This is a genomic window from Mesorhizobium sp. M7A.F.Ca.MR.362.00.0.0 (assembly GCF_004023175.1).
Lineage (GTDB): Bacteria > Pseudomonadota > Alphaproteobacteria > Rhizobiales > Rhizobiaceae > Mesorhizobium.
This window is the reverse complement of sequence record NZ_RZTF01000336.1, coordinates 3,712-7,026: the sequence shown is the minus strand read 5'-3', so window position 1 is coordinate 7,026 and position 3,315 is coordinate 3,712. Positions and strand designations below refer to the sequence as shown.

The 3,315-nt window shown below is 62.8% G+C and carries 4 protein-coding genes; all 4 read left to right on the top strand.

From position 1 onward, the window contains the following. The coding region (locus tag EOC06_RS29010; protein ID WP_128309411.1) for a flavin reductase at positions 1-393 on the top strand (393 nt) is incomplete at its 5' end. Between the two features lie 391 nt (positions 394-784). Further along, entirely contained in the window at positions 785-2,320 is a 1,536-nt protein-coding gene (locus EOC06_RS29005; RefSeq protein ID WP_128309410.1) for an FGGY-family carbohydrate kinase, read from the top strand. Then, positions 2,317-3,093, top strand: coding sequence for a DeoR/GlpR family DNA-binding transcription regulator (locus EOC06_RS29000; RefSeq protein ID WP_127269804.1), 777 nt, complete (start codon positions 2,317-2,319; stop codon positions 3,091-3,093). The genes EOC06_RS29005 and EOC06_RS29000 overlap by 4 nt, the downstream gene beginning before the upstream one ends. 50 nt (positions 3,094-3,143) lie before the next feature. Beyond that, on the top strand, positions 3,144-3,315 hold a 172-nt coding region (locus EOC06_RS43790; protein ID WP_245470170.1), incomplete at its 3' end, for an FAD-dependent oxidoreductase.

Below are 3,315 nucleotides of genomic sequence, written 5' to 3'. Positions count from 1 at the left end.
TTCTCGCTCTCGATGAAATCGACTTCGTCCGAGCCCTTGCTGCGGGCCGAGACCATGGTGATCCACCTGCTGCGCTTCACTGATATCGACCTGGCGCAGCTCTGCGCGTCCAGCGGCGCGGAACGTTTCCCGCCGGGAGGCGCCTGGGCGCGGCTGCCCACCGGCGAACCGCGCTATACCGGCGTTTCGACTTGGTTCCGCGCCCGTCGGCTCGGCGTTCTGCCGATTGAGGGCGCGACACTGGTCGCGGCCGAACTCCTTGACGGCGAGGTACAGCCGGACGAGGTCCCCCCGGAGGCGCATTCGCTTGTTTATCTCGACCGTCGCTGGCATCGCCTGCACAAGGAACTGGACGGGGTGGCTGAGCTTCTTGAGTCGTCGCGTTTTCTTTGAACGGCGCCGAAGCGGCGCGGGTTGTCCGGTCGTTGCGCAGGAACTCGCAAAGCCAGTCGAAGCGCGTTCGGCGTCAATCGTACCGTGCTCTCTGGCTCCCAGCGCGGGGTTGAAGCCTATCCGGCCAGTTGGGCACTAGCCGGAACTTCGTCCGCATCGGATGCGGTACGAGGGGATGGCAATTTTCGTCGCAGATGACGTCAGACATATCCGCAAAATATCTCACGTATTGACGTTAACTTAACATGCTACTATGGTCTTTTTACTGCGTCGGATGCGTCGCTTTTGTATCACCGTTGCTCGTTGATTGTCGTCATGCCTGTCATCCCTATCCCAACCTGCAGGTTTGCCTTGCAGCGCCCTTCACCAGTTGCTGAAAGCGGCGGCGCCCATGCCCAGTTTGCTCGGAATCGATAACGGTCTCACGGTCACCAAGGCGGTGATCTTCGATGCCGATGGCACGCAGTTGTCGGTGGCGCGTCGGCGGGTTCCACAATCGATACCCCATCCGCATTGGGTGGAGCGCGACATGGCCGGCCTCTGGCAAGCGACCGGCGATGCAATCAAGGAGGCGATTGCCCTTTGTGGCCGCCCGGCGGACGACATCAGGGCGGTGGCGGCGACCGCGCATGGCGACGGCCTCTATTTGCTCGACAAGGATCGTCGGCCGCTAGGGCCTGGAATCCTGTCGCTCGACAGCCGCGCTGGCAAGATTGTCGAGCGATGGTCGGCGGACCGGGTCTTCGAAGATGCGCTAGGTCGAACAGGCCAGGCGCCGCACGTTTCGGCTCCGTCGGCGCTGCTGGCCTGGATCAGGAAGAACCAACCCGACCGCTATGGCCGCATCGGGCATATACTGGCCTGCAAGGACTGGCTGCGCTTTTGCCTGACCGGCACGATCGGCACCGACCGTACCGAGGCCAGCACCTCATTCACGGATTTCCGCACGCAGGATTACGCGCTGGAAGCGATGCGCATCTTCGAACTGGACGATCTTTTCGACGCGCTGCCGCCGATGGCGCATTCGGCCGAGATCGCCGGCCACGTTACCGCCGAGGCCGCCGACATGACCGGCCTTGCCAAGGGGACACCAGTGGCGAGCGGCCTGCATGACGTAACTGCCTCCGCACTTGGCATGGGCGGCCATGAGGAGGGTGTGCTTGCCATTGTCGCCGGGACCTATTCCATCAACGAAGTGGTCTCTTCGCAACCGCGCGTCGACCCGCGTTGGCTCTGTCGCAACGCCATCGACGCCGGCCGCTGGAACAACATGGCGATCTCGCCGGCCTCGACCGCGAACTACGATTGGTTTCTCGACACGTTCTGCCGCTCGGAACAGGAGAGGGCATCGGTCGGTGGTGGCTCGATCCACGAGGTTTTGGCAACAGAGATCGACGAGGCGCTTAAAAAGCGGTCGACCATCCTGTTTCATCCCTATCTGTTCGGCTCCCCCTTTGGCGATGTCGCCAGCGGCAGCTTTGTCGGCCTTCATGGCTGGCATAATCGTGGCGATATGCTCAAGGCGGTTCTGGAGGGCATTGCTTTCAATCATCGTACCCATGTCGAAGCCTTGCGCGACGGCTTTGCCATCAGCGAAATCCGCCTGACCGGCGGCGGCTCGCGCAATCCGGCCTTCGTCCAGATGTTTGCCGATGTGCTGAACGCCCCGGTCACCGTCACCTCGACCGACGAGGCCGCGGCGTTTGGCGCTGCGCTTTGCGCGGGTGCGGCGGTTGGCATCTTCGCGACGCCGCAAGAAGGCGCCCGGCAGGTCGGCATGACGGCGCGCCAATACGAGCCAGTGCCGGCCTCGAGTGCTGTGTTCAACGAGCGCTTTTCCCTCTATGGCCGCATAGCCGGTGCGCTCGTGCCGCATTGGCCCGACATCGAGAAGCTGGCGCGGCCAGACACCGAGGGGACCGCATGATCAAGGCCGACGAACGACGCGAAGAGATCGCCGACTATGTGATCAAGCTCGGCCAGGTGCGCATCGACGATCTGGTCGAGCATTTCGGCGTGTCGCGCATGACCATCCACCGGCACATCGACCGGCTGGCGCAGCAGGGCGTGTTGCGCAAGCTGCACGGTGCGGTCACGGTTCAGCCTTCCGGTCTCTACGAAAGCGCCTTCCGCTACCGGGTGACGGTCAACCGGGCCGAAAAGGATGCGCTGGCGCGGACAGCACTCGATTATATCGAAGCTGGCCAGGTGGTGATGCTGGACGATTCGTCAACGGCAAATGCGGTCGCTACGCTCCTGCTCGACGTCAAGCCGCTGACCGTCATCACCAACTCAGTGGCGACGGCTGCACTGCTGACCCATGTCGACGAACTCGACTTCATCTGTCTCGGCGGCCAGTACCACAACACCTACAACGCCTATATCGGCATCGTCTGCGAGAACGCGGTGGCACAGCTTCGCGCCAATGTGCTGATCTGTTCGGCTTCGGCCATCACCGGAACCACCGCCTTCATCCAGGATCCCAATGTCGTGCGGGTCAAGCAGGCGATGATGGCCGCATCGGTCAAGCGTATCCTTCTGATCGACCATGCCAAGTTCGACAGGATCGCGCTGCATGTCTTCGATGATCTGACCAGCTTCGATGTCGTGCTGGCGACCGAAGGCCTGGGCGATGCGCGGGCGCAAGCCCTCGAACGGGCCGGCGTGAAGCTGCGCATCGTCAAGACGAAAGCGCCATGAGCTCGAGCGAAGCGATACGTACGGAAAATCCAGCCGGGCGTCTGGCCGCCATGGCCGGAGCCGGGGAGGCCGACGTCGTCATTCTTGGCGCCGGCATCAACGGGGCAGGGCTGTTTCGCGATCTGTGCGCGCAAGGCGTCAGCTGCCTGATCGTCGACAAGGCGGATTTCGGCTCCGGCACGAGTGCTGCGCCATCGCGGCTCATTCATGGCGGTCTGAAAT

What these genes read in the sequence shown, in the direction of transcription:
- EOC06_RS29005 (WP_128309410.1), top strand. Translation starts at nt 785, where the DNA reads ATGCCCAGTTTGCTCGGAATCGATAACGGTCTCACGGTCACCAAGGCG.
- EOC06_RS29000 (WP_127269804.1), top strand. Translation starts at nt 2,317, where the DNA reads ATGATCAAGGCCGACGAACGACGCGAAGAGATCGCCGACTATGTGATC.